Origin of the sequence: Streptomyces sp. NPDC088254, assembly GCF_044740925.1 — a bacterium.
In the GTDB taxonomy this organism is placed as follows: domain Bacteria; phylum Actinomycetota; class Actinomycetes; order Streptomycetales; family Streptomycetaceae; genus Streptomyces.
Map to the genome: position 1 here is coordinate 96,586 of NZ_JBIURQ010000017.1, position 15,331 is coordinate 111,916.

General features: G+C 72.2%; 14 protein-coding genes. 5 read left to right on the forward strand and 9 right to left on the reverse strand.

Annotation, left to right across the window (positions count from 1 at the left end):
* From ACIOC0_RS38275 to ACIOC0_RS38300, 6 genes are all read right to left on the reverse strand, one after another.
* Positions 1-1,338 (reverse strand): CpaF family protein, encoded by a 1,338-nt coding sequence (locus tag ACIOC0_RS38275; protein ID WP_351097807.1) that lies wholly within the window; start codon positions 1,336-1,338, stop codon positions 1-3.
* Positions 1,339-1,351: 13 nt separating this feature from the next.
* Positions 1,352-1,723, reverse strand: a complete 372-nt coding sequence (locus ACIOC0_RS38280; protein WP_402161384.1) for a TadE/TadG family type IV pilus assembly protein — start codon at positions 1,721-1,723, stop codon at positions 1,352-1,354.
* A 1-nt stretch (position 1,724) separates the two neighbouring features.
* Positions 1,725-2,132, reverse strand: a complete 408-nt coding sequence (locus ACIOC0_RS38285) for a TadE/TadG family type IV pilus assembly protein (protein WP_402161387.1) — start codon at positions 2,130-2,132, stop codon at positions 1,725-1,727.
* A gap of 5 nt (positions 2,133-2,137) precedes the next feature.
* Entirely contained in the window at positions 2,138-3,385 is a 1,248-nt protein-coding gene (locus ACIOC0_RS38290; protein WP_402161390.1) for a CpaE family protein, read from the reverse strand.
* Between the two features lie 12 nt (positions 3,386-3,397).
* Positions 3,398-4,105 (reverse strand): Flp pilus assembly protein CpaB, encoded by a 708-nt coding sequence (gene cpaB, locus ACIOC0_RS38295; protein ID WP_130441507.1) that lies wholly within the window; start codon positions 4,103-4,105, stop codon positions 3,398-3,400.
* Positions 4,106-4,166: 61 nt separating this feature from the next.
* Positions 4,167-5,033, reverse strand: coding sequence for a hypothetical protein (locus ACIOC0_RS38300; RefSeq protein ID WP_402161393.1), 867 nt, complete (start codon positions 5,031-5,033; stop codon positions 4,167-4,169).
* Positions 5,034-5,323: 290 nt separating this feature from the next.
* Between ACIOC0_RS38300 and ACIOC0_RS38305 the strand changes: the two genes are divergently transcribed.
* Together ACIOC0_RS38305 and ACIOC0_RS38310 are read left to right on the forward strand one after the other, a co-directional pair.
* Positions 5,324-5,833 carry a SigE family RNA polymerase sigma factor gene (locus tag ACIOC0_RS38305; protein ID WP_402161395.1) on the forward strand — a complete coding sequence of 170 codons (510 nt, stop codon included), beginning with the start codon at positions 5,324-5,326 and terminating at the stop codon, positions 5,831-5,833.
* An 85-nt stretch (positions 5,834-5,918) separates the two neighbouring features.
* Entirely contained in the window at positions 5,919-7,178 is a 1,260-nt protein-coding gene (locus tag ACIOC0_RS38310) for a hypothetical protein (protein ID WP_402161398.1), read from the forward strand.
* A gap of 354 nt (positions 7,179-7,532) precedes the next feature.
* Here the strand turns inward: ACIOC0_RS38310 and ACIOC0_RS38315 are convergent, their stop codons facing one another.
* Positions 7,533-8,861 carry an Nramp family divalent metal transporter gene (locus ACIOC0_RS38315; RefSeq protein ID WP_402161401.1) on the reverse strand — a complete coding sequence of 443 codons (1,329 nt, stop codon included), beginning with the start codon at positions 8,859-8,861 and terminating at the stop codon, positions 7,533-7,535.
* A gap of 213 nt (positions 8,862-9,074) precedes the next feature.
* Here ACIOC0_RS38315 and ACIOC0_RS38320 point away from each other — a divergent pair, with 213 nt between their 5' ends.
* Positions 9,075-10,472, forward strand: coding sequence for a M14 family metallopeptidase (locus ACIOC0_RS38320; RefSeq protein ID WP_402161403.1), 1,398 nt, complete (start codon positions 9,075-9,077; stop codon positions 10,470-10,472).
* A 45-nt stretch (positions 10,473-10,517) separates the two neighbouring features.
* Here the strand turns inward: ACIOC0_RS38320 and ACIOC0_RS38325 are convergent, their stop codons facing one another.
* Positions 10,518-11,150, reverse strand: a complete 633-nt coding sequence (locus tag ACIOC0_RS38325; protein WP_402161405.1) for a hypothetical protein — start codon at positions 11,148-11,150, stop codon at positions 10,518-10,520.
* 215 nt (positions 11,151-11,365) lie between these two features.
* Here ACIOC0_RS38325 and ACIOC0_RS38330 point away from each other — a divergent pair, with 215 nt between their 5' ends.
* Both ACIOC0_RS38330 and ACIOC0_RS38335 read left to right on the forward strand, forming a co-directional pair.
* Complete coding sequence (locus ACIOC0_RS38330; RefSeq protein ID WP_402161407.1) at positions 11,366-12,631, forward strand: amino acid deaminase; 1,266 nt, start codon at positions 11,366-11,368, stop codon at positions 12,629-12,631.
* A gap of 11 nt (positions 12,632-12,642) precedes the next feature.
* Positions 12,643-14,268 carry an amidohydrolase family protein gene (locus tag ACIOC0_RS38335; protein ID WP_402161409.1) on the forward strand — a complete coding sequence of 542 codons (1,626 nt, stop codon included), beginning with the start codon at positions 12,643-12,645 and terminating at the stop codon, positions 14,266-14,268.
* A gap of 39 nt (positions 14,269-14,307) precedes the next feature.
* On the opposite strand, the gene ACIOC0_RS38340 is transcribed toward ACIOC0_RS38335, so the two are convergent.
* A complete protein-coding gene (locus ACIOC0_RS38340; protein ID WP_402161411.1) occupies positions 14,308-15,216 on the reverse strand; it encodes a serine protease in 909 nt (302 codons plus the stop codon).
* Positions 15,217-15,331 lie beyond the last annotated feature (115 nt).

Consider the following 15,331-nt stretch of genomic DNA (forward strand, 5'->3'; position numbering starts at 1 on the left):
CTACCGAGCTTCCCTGGTCGTCAGTTCGTCGAGGGTGCGAGCCACGCCGAAGGCCTGTGGGACGGGCTGGCTCGCCATGTGGAGGCGGTCGGCGGTGCGGCGCGGCAGGGGGAAGTACTCGAAGACGCCGTGGACGCGGCCGTCGGCGGTCATCGGCCGGGCGTTGAAGCGGGCGATCGTCGCCAGCCGGTACGGCTCTCCGCCGTGGCTCTCCAGCAGGGCGATCTCGGTGATGCGGCGGGCTCCGTCGGCGAAGCGGGTGAGCTGGATGACGACGTCGACGGCGCTGTTGATCTGGTCGTGCAGGGCGACGAAGGGGATCTCGACGTCGCTCATGGAGGCCAGGGTCTGCAGCCGCATCAGCGCGTCCTCGGCGCTGTTGGCGTGGACGGTGGCGAGGGAGCCGTCGTGGCCGGTGGACATGGCCTGGAGCATGTCGAGCGACTCCCCGCCGCGGACCTCGCCGACCACGATCCGGTCGGGCCGCATCCGCAGGGAGTTGCGGACCAGGTCGCGGATGGTGATGCGGCCCTTGCCCTCGACGTTCGGCGGGCGGGACTCCAGCCGGATCACGTGGGACTGCTGGAGCTGGAGTTCCGCCGAGTCCTCGATGGTGATGATGCGTTCGCCGTCGGGGATGAGCCCGGACAGGGCGTTCAGCAGGGTGGTCTTGCCGGTGCCGGTGGCGCCGGACACGATCACGTTGAACCTGGCCTGCACCAGGCCGGCCAGCAGATGGACCATGGACTCGTCGAGGGAACCGAAGCCGATCAGCTCGTTGAGGGTGAAGGAGCGCGGGAAGCGGCGGATGGTGAGGGTCGGGCCGGTCAGCGACAGCGGCGGGATGATGACGTTGACGCGTTCGCCGGACGGCAGCCGGGCGTCGACCATGGGGTTCGTCTCGTCCACGCGCCGGTTGACCGTGGAGACGATGCGTTCGATGGTCTGCATCAGCTGGTCGTCGGAGGCGAAGCGGAGGGGGAGCTGCTCCACCCGGCCGGCCCGCTCGACAAAAATCGCGTCGGGGCCGTTGACCATGATCTCGGTGATGGAGGCGTCCTCCAGGAGCGGTTCCAGGATGCCGAGGCCGAGGGCCTCGTCGACGACTCGGCGGATCAGCTGCGAGCGTTCGACGGTGGACAGCACCGGGCCCTCGCGGCTGATGATGTGCCCGAGGACGCGCTCCAGGCGTGCCCGGCGCTCGGCCGCCGCGAGCGAGCTCATCTCGGCGAGGTCGATCTCCTCCAGGAGTTTCGCCCGGTACGAGGAGACCAGGTGGCCGTCCTCGCCCCGGCCGCCGTTCTCCTCGGGGGAGGTGATGCGGGCCCTCAGGCTCATCTTCGGTTCCTCCTCATGGGCTTCGGTGGTCGACCGGCATGGTGGCCGTCTTGTGGGCCTGACCGAAGTCGGCGATGCCGGGGATGACGGACGGGATGTCGACGGTGGAGGTGACCTGGACCTCGTCGCCCAGGAACACGGGGCCGTCGCAGCGGGCGTTGAGCCGGCCGCTCACCGCCCGTGCGCAGTCCCCCTGCGCGTCGCCGGCGAGGGACGCGCTGCGGGCGCCCGCGCGGGCCGCGGTGCCGGCCTGCTGCGCGGCGTACGCGATCAGGCCCAACTGGACGGCGGCCAGCGCGACGAGGAGGAGGAGCGGGAGGAAACCCAGGTACTCCAGGGCCACCTGGCCCCGGTCCCGGCCCCGGCGTGCGGGTGCGTGCCGCATGTCAGTCGCCGTCCTCTTCCTCTACGGCGCCGGCGTGGCCGTGCACCGGGAACGGGAAGTCGATCAGGCCCGGGAAGAGGACGGGGACGTACAGGGTGACCTGGGCCGTCACATAGCCCTCGCCGCCGCACGTCACCTCCGCGTTCCCCTTCCACGCCGGCGGCAGGTTCCTGCGTCCCGCCTGTTCGCACGCCGCGGGCCGCTCCCCCCGCGGCGCCGCCGTCCCCGCCCGCACCGCCTCGTCGGCGGCATGGCCCGCGAGCGTGAACGTGTATCCCACCAGTACGAACTGCCAGACCACCGCCAGGGTCACGATGATCAGCGGGGTCATGCCGAGGAACTCGATCGTGACCTGGCCCCGGTCCCGTGCGAGCCGTCCCGTTCTCATCGCCGTCGCGGTCCCCCTCATCCCCCTCACTCCTTCCGCCGCCGCAGGCCGCCCGCGCCCCGCTCCCGGGCGCGTCCCCCGCGGCGCGCCGGCTCGCCCCCGGGCGCCCGGACCAGCCCCAGTTCCCCGGCGAGCGCCCACATCGCCTGCCGTACGGCGCCCTTGGCGTCGAGGTCGTGGACGCGGCCGGCGTCGACGGCCGCCTGGAGTTCCTTGAAGTTCGCCGGGACCGTGGTGGCCGCGACGGCGGTGCCGGTGATGCGCTGGATCAGCGCGGGCTGGATCTCCGTACCGCGGCCGTGGCGGTTGACGACGACGGTGGTCTCCTCCGCCTTGCGGATCTGGAGCCGGTCCCACATGCGGACAGCGCGTTTCGCGCCGCGGACCGCGACCACGTCGGGGGTGGTGACCAGCAGGGCCCGGTCGGCCATCTCCACGGCGGCGGCCCCGGCGCCGGCGAGCTGGGCGCCGCAGTCGACGACGACGACCTCGTAGCGGGAGCGCAGGGCGCCGACGATCTGGCGGGCGGCGCGGTCGGTGACCTCCTCGCCGCGTTCGCCCTCGCCGGGGGCGAGGAGCAGGGCGACGCCGCTGTCGTGGCGGAAGACGGCCTCGGCGAGGATGCGGGGCGAGATGTCGGCGATGGCGGCGAGGTCGACGACGGAGCGGCGGAACTGCACGTCCAGGTAGGAGGCGACGTCGCCGGTCTGGAGGTCCATGTCGACGAGGGCCGTGGGCCGGCCGGAGGCCTGGGCGGCCAGGGCGAGCTGGACGGCGAGCAGGGTCGCGCCGACGCCGCCCTTGGCGCCGCTGACGGTGACGACGGTGCCGCCGACGCCGGTGAACACGTCGCCGCCGTGACCGAGATGGCGTCGGACGCCGACCGACCACTGGGCGACGGACTGGACGCGGCTGGCGAGTTCCTCGTAGCTCAGCGGCAGGGTGACCAGGCCGCGGGCCCCGGCGTCCATGGCGGCCTGGAAGAGACCGGGGCTCGCGTCGGTGGTGACGAGGACGACGCCGACGGCGGGGAAGCGCAGGGCGACCTCGCGCACGAGCTCCAACGCCGGGACGGGCCCGATCCGTTCGTGGACGACGACGACCTCGGGGAGTTCGTCGACGGACTCCGCGGCGAGGCGGGCGAGGGCGTCGACGAGCTGGGTGGAGTCGGTGACGGGGGTGAGGGGCTCGGCGTCCGGGAGCTGGCTGAGCAGGGTGGTGAGGGAGCGGACCGCGTCCGCGTCGCCGACGGCCGGGAGGATCCTCGTGGGCATGGCGGCGGCCTCTCACTTGTCCGTGGCGAGTTCGTACGTCCGGTCCTGGTCGGGGACCGTGGTGGGGGTGCCGGGCGCCACCAGGGCGAGCCGGACGCGCTTGGCGAACGACTCGGCGTACGTGATGCGCTGGGCGTCGCGGGTGGACAGCGCGAAGGTGATGGGGACCGCGTCGGTGGGCCGACGGGTGCGGTCGTCGGCGTCGGGCTTGAGCGCGGTGAGCTCGCCGACGTCGAGGACGCGGGCGTTGGTGACGATGATCTTCGACTGGTCGGGATCGCTCTGCTTGGCGCCCTCGAAGGTGGCGTAGACGTTGACGGAGGAGCCCGGGGTGATCTTGCCGGCGACGCCGGTGGCCGCGTCGATCATGATGGCGACCTCCTGCTCGCCGGCCTGGAGGGCGGGCTGGTCGACGATCATGTCGGTCTGGAGCAGGGAGCCCTTCTTCAGGGTCGTCACGGCGATCTTGCCTCGGATGGCGGCGAGGTCGGTGACGGCGTTGTCGGACAGCCAGCGCTCGGGCATCTCGATCTTCTCGAACTGGGCCGTGGTGAGCGGCGTGTAGGGCGCGATGTTCGCCCTGAGCCGGTACGCGGCGACCTCCGGGCCGACCTTGGAGCGCACGTCGTCGATGACGGAGAGGACACCGGCGAAGGCGCCGAGGGCGCACAGGACCGACAGGAGCAGGAGGATCACGCCGCGGCGCTGACGGGAGTTCATTTCCGTGCAACCTCGTTGGGGTCGGGTCGAGCGGGACGGACGCGCTGGGTTCCTGGGTTGTTCAGCCGCCCGCGGTGAGCGCTCGGGCGGGGTGGGCGGTGATCTCGGCGGGGGGCGGCGGGGTGGCGGAGCAGAAGACGCAGCGGTCGCCGATGACGTCGATGCCGCACCAGTGGCAGGCGGTCTGCCGTACGGAGGCGACCAGTTGGTAGAGGACCGGCAGGTCGGGGAGGTAGGCGCAGAACTCGATCAGCCGGCCGGTGCCCCACCAGTGGGCGGACTCGGCGGGCAGTCCGGTCTCGCGCAGTCCCTGCGCCTGCCAGGCGGGGGCGAGGACGCCGGTGACCCAGTCGGACTGGAGCTGGCCGCGGGCGACCAGCATCCAGGTGCCGAACTCCGGTCCGGGCAGGACGGTTTCGGGGCCGGCCTTGACCAACCGGGGCTGGGGGTGGGCGAGGACGCCGAACTGGCTGCCGGGCATCCAGGAGCGGGCGTGCGACTTCAGGCCGACGGGGACGCGGTCGAGGCGGGCGACGGAGGCGAGGAGGGCGCCGGCGTGGATGTAGTGGGTGAGCAGCCGGCCCGCGGAGGCGAGGACGCCGGGGCCGAGGTCGCAGGAGGCCAACTGGCGTAACTGGCGGGCCAGCACGGCGACGGACAGCGGGGGCAGTTCGGGCCGGAACAGGGCGACGCGGTCGCTCTCCATGAGGGAGCGCACGGTGTGCAGCCGCTGTACGACGGCCGGCGGTGTGGCCCGCGAGTACAGGACGATCACATGGCCGTGCTGGTCGACGAGGGTCTGCACGGCGGTGACGGCGTCGTCGAGGGAGCGGCGGTCCAGGCCGTCGAGGACGGCCGCGGGCTGGGTCCGTTCGTCCTGCGGCGGCAACGCCAGATCGGCGCCGGTCACGGCAATGGCAGTTGGCACGCGCAGCTCCCCGACTTCCCGCGGTCCGGTGCGCCGGTGTTACTCCGGTGCACCGGGGTGACTTCATTGCGTGACTACAGCAGCACTGTAGCCACGTGGTTGTGGGCGGAGAACCGCTTTCGACGGCCTCTCGGAGACTGCCTCCGGCGCAAGTGGCGGCAAACCGGGGCAGGTTGCGCACACCGGCCCCGGGAGAAGAAGTTTCCGCCGGCTCTGAAACATTTCCCCGGGGCCGGCGCATCGGTGGGGTTGAGGACGGTACGGACGGACAGAGCGAAGAGGGAGAGCCGATGAGACAGGCCCGCGCGGACGAGTACGCGGAGTTCGCCGCGGCCCGGACGGGGCAGCTGTACCGGTCCGCTTGTCTGCTCACCGCGGGGGACACCCACCTCGCCGAGGATCTGGTTCAGGAGACCCTCGGCAGGCTGTACGTCCGCTGGGGGCGCGTCGCGCGCGCCGACAACCCCGCCGCGTACGCCCAGACCGTCCTCACCCGCGCCTTCCTCGCGCACCAGCGCCGGCGCAGCAGCGGCGAGCGCGTCGTGGACGTCGTCCCCGAACGCGCCGTCGGCGCGGGAGCCGACGTGACGCTGCGGCTGACGCTGCTGCAGGCCCTCGGCCGGCTGCCCGCCAAGGACCGGGCCGTCCTCGTCCTGCGGTACTGGGAGGACCGGTCCGTGGAGGAGACGGCCGGGGCCATGAACGCCAGTTCCGCCGCCGTGCGCACCCGGTGCGTGCGGGCTCTCGGCCGGCTGCGGGAGCTGCTGGGCGAGGACATCGGCGAGTACGCGCGGCCGTAGGGCGAGCTGCCCGCTCGCGTCGCGCCCGCACACGACCCCCACGACTTCTCTCATCACTTCGAGCCACGGAAACCGGTGGTGTGCCATGTCCGTCGACCAGTTCCCCGACCCCTTCGAGGAGCAGCTCTCCGTCGCCCTGCGCGACGCGGGCGGCTCCTTCGACACCGACCGGGCGGCGCTCGCCGCCGCGGGCCAGGCGCGTGGTCGCCGGCTGCGGCTGCGGCGGCGGGCCGCCGTCGCGGGGGGTGCGGCAGGGCTCGCCCTCGTGGGGGTGGGCGGGGCCCTGCTCGTACCGTCCGGCAGCACTCATGGGCCGGCCGAGTCCTCCGTCGCCGCGAAGGGCACGGCCACGCCCGCGGCGGGCGGGTTCTCCGCCCGTGAAGTGGTCAGGACGCTCGAGAGGCTGCTGCCGGGGGGCACGTTCGGCGGCCAGGAGGGCCGGGGGACGGCCGACGAGGCCGGGCCGCTCGCCTACGTCGTGTACGACGACGGCAAGGGCCCGGCTGCCGTCTCCGTCGCCCTGAGCCGGATCCCGACGGGCCGCGGCTTCGACCCGGCCCGCGAGGTGCAGCCCTGCCCCGAGACGGGTGAGGGCGCGCCGTCCGGGCTGGACAGCTGTGAGACCGGCAAGCTGCCCGACGGGTCCGCGATCACCGTGTACCAGGGGTACGAGTACCCCGACCGGCGCGCGGACACCAAGGCGTGGGGCGCGGAGCTGATCACGCCGACCGGGCAGCGGGTGAACGTGTCCGAGTGGAACTCCCCCGCCGAGAAGGGCAAGCCGGTCAGCCGTCCCGAACCGCCGCTGGACACGGCTGGGTTGAAGCGGCTCGCCGCGGCGAAGGAGTGGCGCCGGATCATCGACGTCCTGCCCGAGCCGTCCCCGGCGCCGACCGCTTCGCCGAGCGCAGGCCAGAGCGTGGGGCTCCAGCGGATCCTCGGCGTCCTCACCGCGCGGCTGCCGAAGGACGTGAAGGTCGTCTCGCGCGGCGGGCAGGAGACGGAGTACGGCTATGTCGTCGTCGACGACGGCAAGGGCCGCGGCTACGTCGAGATCAACGTGCAGCCGAACATGCTGGACGCCGCCGACGCGCTGTACCAGGGGGCCGAGACCCTCCCCGACGGCACCCGGGTGAAGACCCGTCAGCAGCCGGACGAGAAGGGGCGCGAGGGGGTCGTCATGTGGACCGTCGACACCATGCGCAAGGACGGCAAGCGGGTCGTGGTCAGCGCCTACAACGCGGCCGGCCTGAAGACGGGGGCGACCCGGCCGGAACCGGCGCTCAGCATGCGGGAGTTGAGGGACATCGCCCTCGCACCGCACTGGGAGTCGCTCGGCAGCTGATCAGCCACGCCCCGCCGGCCGGCCTCTGCCCACGGTCGGCCGGCGGGACGGGGCGACCCACCGTCCGTGCGCTGCCACTCTGTGGGACGAGGGTGCGGTCGGTCCGCACGTCTCGGCCCGCAAGGCCATCGTGCACCCCGGGTCGGCGAGGTGACATGCGACTGCGACGTGCTCACCGTCCCGGGCTGCGACGTCCGCCTCGTCGTCTCCACGGTGCCCGCGGGTTCCGCCGATGCGGAAAAGCTGGAGTTCCTGCGGGTCACGAACGGCGTCCGAGCCGACGGCTCCTCGCCTCCGGGGCCAGGCCTGTACTCCAGGTCATAGCGTGATCGGCACCCTTGAGGAGAGCGAGGCTCAGAAGAACTCGGCCCATGGCTGGTCCCAGACCTGCTTCACGCACAGCACCAGGAACAGCAGACCCGCCGCCGCGAGCATCACGTTGCTCAGCGGGCCGTTGCGCCATTCCTGGGGTGTGCGGGCCGAGTTGAGCAGCCAGATCAGCGTCACGGCGAGGAACGGCAGGAAGGCCGCGCCCAGCACCCCGTACAGGATGATCAGCCGGAACGGCTGGCCCTGGAAGAGGAGCACGATCGGCGGGAACGTCAGCCACAGCAGGTACAGCCGGAACGGCCATGAGCGCTCCCGCTCGCCCGAGGCGACCTCCGCGCCCGTCGCGCTGTCGCCCCGGCGGTAGCGGGCCACGAAGTCGGCGAACATCAGGCTCACGCCGTGCCAGACGCCGATGAGGGAGGTGAACGAGGTGGCGAAGAAGCCGATGAGGAAGAACGTGGCGGTGACCGAGCCGTACTCCTCCTCCAGGATGTCGCCGAGCTGGATCAGCCCCTTGTCGCCGCTCGCGATGGCCACGTTCGCCGAGTGCAGCAGCTCCGCCCCGACGAAGAGCATCGCGATGACGAAGACCCCGGTGGTGGCGTACGCGACCCGGTTGTCCAGGCGCATCACCTTCATCCACCCGGTGTCGGTCCAGCCCTTGGCGTTGACCCAGTAGCCGTACGCGGCGAGCGTGATGGTGCCGCCCACGCCGCCGATCAGGCCGAGGGTGTTGAGGACGGAGTCCTTCTCGTCGGGCAGGACCGGCAGCAGGCCGGCGAGGGCGTCCGGGAGGTTGGGGGTGACACGGACGGCCAGGTAGACCGTCACCGCGAACATGACGCCGACCAGGACCGTCATGACCTTCTCGAAGACGGCGTACTTGTTGAACCAGACGAAGACCAGGCCGACCAGTCCGCAGGCGACGGCCCACCATCGCAGGTCCATCACGCCGGGGAACAGCGCCTGCAGCGGCAGCGCGCTGGACGACATCGCCGCCGCCCCGTACACGAAGCCCCAGACGACGACGTAGACGACGAAGAACCACGTCGTCCAGCGGCCGAGGCTCGCCCAGCCGTCGAAGAGGGTGCGCCCGGTGGAGAGGTGCCAGCGGCCGGCCGCCTCCGCGAGGGAGATCTTCACCAGACAGCCCGCGACGGCCGCCCACAGCAGGGTGTAGCCGAAGTTGCTGCCCGCGATGAGGGTGGCGACCAGGTCGCCGGCGCCGACGCCGGTCGCGGCGACGACGATGCCGGGGCCGATGTGGCGCCAACTGGACGTGCGGGGGGAGGTGGTGCGGTCGGTGCCGGATGATGCCTCGGAGTGCGTGGGGTTTCCCGTGGTGTCCGCCATGAAGGTCAAGGAACAGCAAAGCCGGTCCGGCCGCAAGAGGGCACGCTATTGACCTGACCATGACATGCATCGACGATGAGCGACACCCCCGCACGCCGTTCACGGCAAACGCACAGCAAGCGCACAGCAGCAGCACGTCGCACGCAGGACCACCCCCGCTCCACTCCCCACACGTCCGGCGACCCCGGACTCCCGGAGAACCGAGGAGACTTCATGCGACTTCGCACACGCGGCTCAGGCGCGCGACACGCGGCCGGCCGGCCCGGCGCACCGGACGGCCGGAGTTCCCGCGGCGGACGGACCGCCGCCCTCGCCGCACTGCTGGCCCTCGCCCTCGCCGCGCCCCTCTCGGCGACCGCCACCGACGCCGCCGCGCGCAGCGCCCTCAGGACCGCGCCGGCCGCCGACGACATCCGACAGTACGAGATCCACGTCCCCCACAGCACCCCGCAGACCCGCACCGCGATCGCCGCCTCCGGCGTGAGCGTGGACGAGGCCGACGAGGAGACCGTCGTCGTCTCCGGCCGCGCCGACCAGATCGGCAAGCTGCGCGCCCAGGGCTACGAGGTCGCGCTCCTGGGCTCCGCGCCGGACCGCGCCGCCGGGGGCGGGGCGCGGCTGTACGACTTCCCCTCCGCCGACTCCCGCTACCACAACTACGCCGAGATGAACGCGGAGATCGACCAGCGGATCGCGGCCCACCCGGGGATCATCAGCAAGCGGGTGATCGGGAAGTCGTACCAGGGCCGGGACGTCGTCGCCGTCAAGATCAGCGACAACGTCGGCGCCGACGAGGCCGAGCCGGAGGTGCTGTTCACCCACCACCAGCACGCCCGTGAGCACCTCACCGTCGAGATGGCGCTCTACCTGATCCGCGAGCTGGGCGCCGGCTACGGCACCGACGCGCGCATCACGAACATGGTGAACAGCCGGGAGATCTGGATCGTCCCTGACGTCAACCCGGACGGCGGCGAGTACGACGTCGCCACCGGCTCCTACCGCTCCTGGCGCAAGAACCGCCAGCCCAACTCCGGTTCCTCGAACGTCGGTACGGACCTCAACCGCAACTGGGCCTTCCGCTGGGGCTGCTGCGGCGGCTCCTCCGGCTCGACGTCCTCCGAGACCTACCGGGGCCCGGCGGCCGAGTCGGCGCCCGAGGTGAAGGTGGTCTCCGACTTCGTGCGCGGCCGGGTCGTCGGCGGCGTGCAGCAGATCAAGGCCGGCATCGACTTCCACACCTACAGCGAACTGGTGCTGTGGCCCTTCGGTTTCACCTACTCCGACACCACCACCGGGATGACGGCGGACGACCGCAACGCCTTCGCCACGGTGGGCCGTTCGATGGCCGCGAGCAACGGCTACACGCCCGAGCAGTCGAGCGACCTTTACATCACGGACGGCTCGATCGACGACTACCTCTGGGGCGCCCACAAGATCTTCGCGTACACCTTCGAGATGTACCCGGGCTCGGCGGGCGGCGGCGGCTTCTACCCGCCCGACGAGGTCATCGAGCGGGAGACCGCGCGGAACAGGGACGCGGTGCTGCAACTGCTGGAGAACGCGGACTGCATGTACCGGTCCATCGGCAAGGCGGCGCAGTACTGCGGTTAGCGCCGCGGCGGACGCAGGTGCGCGGCTTCCCGCGCACCTGTCGGCTCACTTGTCGGCGGCTGCCGGCTCTGACGCTTCCGCCGGTTCCGCCGGTTCGTCGGAGGCTGCCGGCTCCGCGGGGGTCTCGTCCTCGAAGTAGGCGTCCAGCACCTCGTCGAGGCGGTCGTCCCACTCCTTGAAGCGGTCCCTGGCCGTCGCCTCGATCTCGATCGGGTACCAGCGGCGGTCAGGGGTATGGACCGTGACGGTGTACCGCTTGCCGAAGCGGGGCGTCTCCGTCTCCACGGCGCCGATCTCGTCCCAGCGGAACTCGCACTCCTCCTCGTCGAGGCGGAGCCGGACGCCCCTGGCGTCGGCGACGATCCGCGCCCGCCGGTCGGAGGCCTCGAAGACGGGGCCGTCGGTCGCGCCCTGCTCCTCGGCGGACTCGTCTTCGGTCTCGTCGGCGCTCTTGTCGGCGTCGGCCTTCTCGGCCTCGGGCGCCTCAGGCGCCTCGGGCCTCGCCGCGTCGGACTTCGCCGCCTCGGCGGTCCCCGCCTTCGCGTCCCCCGGCTTCCGGTCCCCCGGCTTCCCGTCTTCCGGCTCGACGGTCGCGGGCGACGTGAGCCCGGGGATGAATGCCGGGTCGAATCCGGCGCCCTCCAGGGGCTGGCTGCTCGAACCTATGCGCTGCTCCACACCGGGCAGTATGGTCGACGATCCTGTGCCGGACACAGCCCGCCCCTAACTTCGTTATCAGACGCCTACTTCAGACGGTCGGGACTCCAAGCGGTCAGACGGGGGCGACCCGTCGGCCTGGGGACGGCCTCACGCGGCCCGGATGCCGGACAGGAGCGGACGACATGAGCGACTAGCGTGAGGCAGTCGCGACAAGGCAGATCAGGAGGCCCTCGATGAGCAGTGAAGCGCTCGCCCGCCTCGCCGGGGAACGAGTCGACCACCGTTTCAAGGGCCTCCCTCCGGACGCCGACGGACTCACCTTCGCCGAACTCGCCGCCCAGCGCCGCAACCTCTTCACCGACGGCTTCACCACCCCCGTCCTGGTCCTGTCCGCCGAGCGCCTGGAGCACAACCTGCGCCTGATGGAGACCTACGCGACCCGTCACGGCCTCGCCTTCGCCCCGCACGGCAAGACGACGATGGCCCCCCGGCTCTTCCGGCGGCAGCTCGACCACGGCGCCTGGGGCATCACCCTCGCCGTCCCCCACCAGGTGCGTGTGGCAAGGGAATTCGGCTTCCAGCGGGTGTTCCTCGCGAACGAGGTCGTGGACGCGGCGGCGCTGCGCTGGCTCTCCGCCCAGCTCGACGCGGACGACGCCTTCCGTCTCGTGTGCTACGTCGACTCCGTGCGCGGCGTCGAGCTGATGGACGCGGCGCTGCGCGGTGCGCGGCGCCCCCTGGACGTCGTGGTCGAGCTGGCCGCCGGGGAAGGCGCCCGCACCGGTGTGCGGACGGAGGCGGAGTGCGCGGCGGTCGCGGACGCGGTCGCGGCCACGACGACCCTGCGCCTGGTCGGTGTCGCCGGCTACGAGGCCTCGGTGCCGGACGCCTCCCCGGAGCGCGTGCGGGCCTGGCTGCGGCGACTGGTCGCCCTCGCCGTGGGTTTCGACGAGGCGGGACGCTTCCCGGGCCTGGACGAGATCGTGATCAGCGCGGGCGGCAGCGAGTGGTTCGACGTGGTCGCCGAGGTCTTCGCGGAGATCCCCGAACTCTCTGCTCCGGTGCTGAAGTTGCTGCGCTCGGGCGCGTACGTCTCGCACGACGACGGTCACTACCGCGAGCTCACCCCGTTCAACCGGGTCCCCGAGGAGGGCGCCCTGGAACCGGCGTTCCTGCTGTGGACGCAGGTGGTCTCCCGGCCCTCTCCGGAGCAGGCGTTCGTGAACGGCGGCAAGCGGGACGCCGCGCACGACATGGACCTCCCCGTCGCCCGGGTGATCCGCCGGGACGGCGTGGAACGCCCCGCGACCGGCGTCTGTGTCACCGCGCTGTCCGACCAGCACGCCTGGCTGCGCACCCGGCCCGAGGCGGACGTCGAGGTCGGCGACTGGGTGGGCCTCGGCCTGTCCCACCCGTGCACGACCTTCGACAAGTGGCCGGTGATCCCGCTGGCCGAGGCGGACGGCACGGTCGTCGACTACGTCCGCACCTTCTTCTGAGGAGCGCCGGGATGCAGGACCTCGTCATCCGGGACGCGGACGTCGTCGACGGCTCCGGCGGGCCGTCGTACCGCGCGGACGTGGTGGTCGACGACGGCAGGATCGTCGCGATCGTCAGGGAAGCCGCGGCTGCTGGCTGTCAACGCCCGAGTGCGATGCGCGAGTTGGACGCGGAGGGCCTGGTCCTCTCCCCCGGTTTCATCGACATGCATGCCCACAGCGATCTGGCGCTGCTGCGCGACCCCGACCACAGCGCCAAGGCCGCGCAGGGCGTGACCCTCGAAGTCCTGGGCCAGGACGGCCTGTCGTACGCCCCGGTCGACGACCGGACGCTGGCCGGGGTGCGTCGCGCGATCGCCGGTTGGAACGGCCACGGCGACGACGTCGACTTCGACTGGCGTTCGGTGGGCGAGTACCTGGACCGGCTGGACCGCGGCGTCGACGGCCGGGGCATCGCGGTCAACGCCGCCTACCTGCTCCCGCAGGGGACGGTCCGGGCGCTCGCCGTCGGCTGGGAGGACCGGGCGGCGACGCCCCGGGAGCTGGAGCGGATGCGGCGGCTGGCCGCGGAGGGCATGGAGCAGGGCGCGGTCGGCATGTCCTCCGGGCTGACGTACCCGCCCGGCATGTACGCCGGGGACGCCGAACTGACCGAGCTGTGCCGGGTGGTGGCGTCGTACGGCGGCTACTTCTGCGCGCACCACCGCTCCTACGGCGCGGGCACGCTCGACGCGTACGCGGACATGGTGGAGGTGGCCCGGAACTCCGGCTGCCCGCTCCATCTCGCGCACGCCACACTGAACTTCGGCCTGAATGAGGGCCGTGCGCCGCGGCTGCTGTCCCTGCTGGACGAGGCGTCGGCGGCCGGCGTAGACCTCACCCTCGACACCTACCCGTACACCTCCGGCTGCACGACGCTGGCCGCCCTGCTGCCGAGCTGGGCGGCCGACGGCGGCCCCGACGCGCTCCTCGCCCGACTGGCGGACGACGCGACCGCCGCCCGGATCCGCCACGAGCTGGAGGTCGTGGGCTCCGACGGCTGCCACGGCGTGCCCGTCGACTGGGACACGGTCGAGATCTCCGGCGTGACGGCCGCGCACCTCGCCGACCACGTCGGCCGCACGGTCCGGGAGTCGGCGGACCTGCGCGGCGAGGCGCCCTGGACGACGGCCCGCCGGCTCCTCGTCGAAGACCGGCCGGCCCCGACGATCCTCCAGCACGTGGGGCACGAGGAGAACGTCCGCGCGATCATGCGGCACCGCGCCCACACCGGCGGATCCGACGGCATCCTGCACGGCGCGAAACCGCACCCGCGCGCGTACGGCACGTTCCCGCACTACCTCGGTCACTACGTGCGGGAGGCGGGCGTGCTGTCGCTGGAGGAGTGCGTCGCCCATCTCACCTCGCGCCCGGCGGCCCGGCTGCGCCTGCCGGACCGGGGCCTGGTCCGCGAGGGACACCGGGCCGACCTGGTCCTCTTCGACCCGCGCACCGTCGCGGCCGGCTCCAGCCACGCCGCCCCGCGCACCCTGCCCACCGGCATCCCGCACGTCCTGATCGACGGCCGTTTCGTCATCGAGGACGGCCGTCGCACGGACATCCTCGCGGGCCGGGCGATCCGTCGCAGTCCCGTGTGACGGAGCGCCCCCCGGCGTGGCCTGCGGCTGTGGCTTCGCCTACGGCTTGGGCACGGTGCAGCCGGCCGCGCTCAGGTTGAGCTGGTTGCCGCTGGTGAAGCAGGCGGCGAACAGGTACGTCTCCTGCGCGTAGTTGGTGCCCTTGCGGACGGTCACATTGCCGTTCGCGTCGACCTCACAGGGGTTGTTCTCGGTGCAGCGCCCGCCGTCCTCGTTGCCGGTGTTGTTCACCGCGACGACCTTGCCGGTGGCCTGGTCGATCACCGGGGAGCCGGAGGTGCCGCCGATGGTCTGGCAGGCGGAGGTGTAGCGGACCGAGTCCTTCCAGGTCCAGTCGCCCTCCTTCATCCGGTACACGAACCCGTCGATGTTGCAGCTGTAGAGCCGCTTCCAGTAGCCGGAGGCGACGGTGATGGCGGTGCCGGCCGTCGGGTGGGTGTCCTGGACGGTGAGCGCGCTGATGCCGTACGTGTTGCGGATCGTCGCGTAGGTGCTGGTCAGCTGGTAGATCGCGGCGTCGGTGTCGGTCATCGTGCCGTAGGCGATCTTGTTGGCGCGCAGGGTGGCGACGCGGGTGCCGGCGGAGTTGAGCAGGCCGAAGGAGCGGGTGGACGTCCGGTTGACGAGCACCTCGCCGGGCTCCGGGAAGCCGGTCTCCAGGCAGTGGCCGTTGGTGAGGACCAGCGCGGGGGCGGTGTCCAGGGAGTTGGGGAAGCGCACGACGGAACCGGAGCAGTTGCTGAGCGCGACGGTCCCGGCGAAGTTGACGGCCTTGAGGGTCGGCGAGGCGGCGGCCAGCTTCACCGTGGTGCTCGCCGGGGTCTGCGCCGCGTTCACGGCGGCCGCGGCGGGGGCGGTGGTCGTGGAGGCGGGCGCCGCGGTCGCGGGCGCCGCGCCGGCCCCGGCGATCGCCAGGGCGAAGAACGCGGCGACGAGAGGCTTTCTCATGTGGGGGGTCCCCTCTGCATGACAGGGCGACCGGAGATCGTCCGGCCGCCCACCGATTTGTCATGCGCATTGTTAGCGCGAGGGAGGGAGAGAACAAGCAGTGGCTTTCAGCCAC

What these genes read in the sequence shown, in the direction of transcription:
- ACIOC0_RS38305 (WP_402161395.1), top strand. Translation starts at nt 5,324, where the DNA reads ATGAGACAGGCCCGCGCGGACGAGTACGCGGAGTTCGCCGCGGCCCGG.
- ACIOC0_RS38315 (WP_402161401.1), bottom strand. Translation starts at nt 8,861, where the DNA reads ATGGCGGACACCACGGGAAACCCCACGCACTCCGAGGCATCATCCGGC.
- ACIOC0_RS38285 (WP_402161387.1), bottom strand. Translation starts at nt 2,132, where the DNA reads ATGAGGGGGACCGCGACGGCGATGAGAACGGGACGGCTCGCACGGGAC.
- ACIOC0_RS38280 (WP_402161384.1), bottom strand. Translation starts at nt 1,723, where the DNA reads ATGCGGCACGCACCCGCACGCCGGGGCCGGGACCGGGGCCAGGTGGCC.
- ACIOC0_RS38340 (WP_402161411.1), bottom strand. Translation starts at nt 15,216, where the DNA reads ATGAGAAAGCCTCTCGTCGCCGCGTTCTTCGCCCTGGCGATCGCCGGG.
- cpaB (WP_130441507.1), bottom strand. Translation starts at nt 4,105, where the DNA reads ATGAACTCCCGTCAGCGCCGCGGCGTGATCCTCCTGCTCCTGTCGGTC.
- ACIOC0_RS38320 (WP_402161403.1), top strand. Translation starts at nt 9,075, where the DNA reads ATGCGACTTCGCACACGCGGCTCAGGCGCGCGACACGCGGCCGGCCGG.
- ACIOC0_RS38275 (WP_351097807.1), bottom strand. Translation starts at nt 1,338, where the DNA reads ATGAGCCTGAGGGCCCGCATCACCTCCCCCGAGGAGAACGGCGGCCGG.
- ACIOC0_RS38335 (WP_402161409.1), top strand. Translation starts at nt 12,643, where the DNA reads ATGCAGGACCTCGTCATCCGGGACGCGGACGTCGTCGACGGCTCCGGC.
- ACIOC0_RS38310 (WP_402161398.1), top strand. Translation starts at nt 5,919, where the DNA reads ATGTCCGTCGACCAGTTCCCCGACCCCTTCGAGGAGCAGCTCTCCGTC.
- ACIOC0_RS38290 (WP_402161390.1), bottom strand. Translation starts at nt 3,385, where the DNA reads ATGCCCACGAGGATCCTCCCGGCCGTCGGCGACGCGGACGCGGTCCGC.
- ACIOC0_RS38330 (WP_402161407.1), top strand. Translation starts at nt 11,366, where the DNA reads ATGAGCAGTGAAGCGCTCGCCCGCCTCGCCGGGGAACGAGTCGACCAC.